Raw genomic sequence first — 1,668 nt, forward strand, 5'->3', positions numbered from 1 at the left:
CCTTTAGTGGTGTCATAGAGCACTTCGTTCGGCGTCGCCGCCACCGCCGAGATCGACGAGGTGCAGACGATCGAGCCGCCGCCGGCGGCGATCATGCCCGGCAGCACCGCGCGCGTCATCAGGAACATCGAACGCACATTGACGGCGTGCAGCCAGTCCCATTCCTGCAGAGTCGTCTCCAAGAAGGGTTTAATCACAATGGTGCCGGCGTGGTTGAACAGCACGGTCACCAGCCCGAATTTTTCCGCGGCCGCCTTCGCCGCCGCCTCGACCTGCGCCTCATCGGAAACGTCGGCTACGAAATGCTCCGCATCATGGCCGCGCGCGCGGATCGCCGCGGCGGTCTTGCCGGCGGCCTCGCCATTGCGGTCGATGATCGCAACCTTGGCGCCTTCGGCGGCAAACAGCTCGGAAGCCGCTCCACCCATGCCCGTCGCGCCACCCGAGATGATGGCGACCTTGCCCGCCAGCCTTCCACCCATGTTTTTCTCCCTGAGTCCTGTGAGACTATTTTGATGCTATCCCCTCGCGTACCGAGTAGCCAAGCGCTTGAACGAGGCCGTTTGCCGCCGAAAAGCCGGAGCTACAGGCATTTTGTCGGATCCTCCGGTGGCGCATCCCCGCACGTTTTCGATCTCGGCTGAGAATAAACGCCCCTCAAGTTGCCGTTTCCGAGGACGTCCTTCCAAAAACCGGCGAAAAATAGCACTCGACAAAGTCTACTATCTTTATAGATTAATGGCCGAGACGGAGGTTCGACCATGACCTACATGCAGAATGCTCAGCGCAAGGGCCAGAGGCTGACCGCCGACCAGAGCTGGAGGCCCGCCTATGGCGGAACCTTCGCCTATCTCGTTTTCGCGCTGGCATTCGTGTTCACCGGCGCGGTGGTGCTTGGGATCATCCCCTGACAGAGCCGGGGCCTACGGCCCCGCCGTCCAAAAATCTGAGTTGGAGTAACCGGAGAAGATAACTGGCCGAGCGCCAGGCGCGTCGGCGCGCCTGCGCGCATTGGATTGTTCGAGGTGGAGCGGGGCAAGCCAACGTGACGGAGGAGATGGCAATGCCGATCGAGTTCACGCATGTTCCCGGTAAGCCTGCGAATGGCAGCTTCTTCTACGATTTCGCCGAGACGGCGACCAAGCTGTCGCTGATCGAGGATGCGGGGTTCCGCAAGCTGGTGATCGACGATCCGGCCGGCCTGCTCGCCAACATGGACATCGCCGCGCAGACGCTCGACCGCACCCCGGCGCTGGAAGTGGTGCTGACGCACTGGGCCGGTGTGGTCGAGCCGGCGGTGGCGGCAAGGCAGCTCGCGGCGCTCGACTTGAGAGGCGGCGGCCGCCTGTCGCTCAGGATGCTGAGCGAGCCGCTCCAGGACAGTGATGCCGAGGCGCGGCCGGTCGGCCACAGCGTGGTGTGGCAACGCATCGACGAATATCTTGTGCTGCTGAAGCGGCTGTGGTCGAACGACAAGCCCTTCGACCATGAAGGCGCCTTCTACAGCGTCAAAGGCGGTTACGTGCCGCGCAAGGGCCCGCATGGCGGCAACCTCACCATCCGGCTTGGCGGCCAGTCCGGCACCGCGCTGAAGGTCGCCGGCCGGCATGCCGATATATTCGAGCTGGCGGCCGGCTCGCCGGACGAAGTCGCGCAGTTGATGCAGCG

Annotated in this window: 3 protein-coding genes; 2 read left to right on the forward strand and 1 reads right to left on the reverse strand. The window is 63.6% G+C overall.

The window, feature by feature from the left end; genetic code table 11:
• Positions 1-482 (reverse strand): SDR family oxidoreductase (locus EOA60_RS31885; RefSeq protein WP_164899730.1); only part of this gene is annotated, 482 nt, incomplete at its 3' end.
• A 279-nt stretch (positions 483-761) separates the two neighbouring features.
• Here EOA60_RS31885 and EOA60_RS31890 point away from each other — a divergent pair.
• Positions 762-911 carry a hypothetical protein gene (locus EOA60_RS31890; RefSeq protein ID WP_082953811.1) on the forward strand — a complete coding sequence of 50 codons (150 nt, stop codon included), beginning with the start codon at positions 762-764 and terminating at the stop codon, positions 909-911.
• 152 nt (positions 912-1,063) lie between these two features.
• Positions 1,064-1,668, forward strand: a 605-nt coding sequence (locus EOA60_RS31895) for an LLM class flavin-dependent oxidoreductase (protein WP_128312546.1), incomplete at its 3' end; no start/stop codon positions are given.

The organism is Mesorhizobium sp. M1A.F.Ca.IN.020.06.1.1 (genome assembly GCF_004023265.1).
Classification (GTDB): Bacteria; Pseudomonadota; Alphaproteobacteria; order Rhizobiales; family Rhizobiaceae; genus Mesorhizobium.

Bases quoted from the DNA above. Each gene is read 5' to 3' on its own strand.
- EOA60_RS31890 (WP_082953811.1), top strand. From the start codon at position 762: ATGACCTACATGCAGAATGCTCAGCGCAAGGGCCAGAGGCTGACCGCC.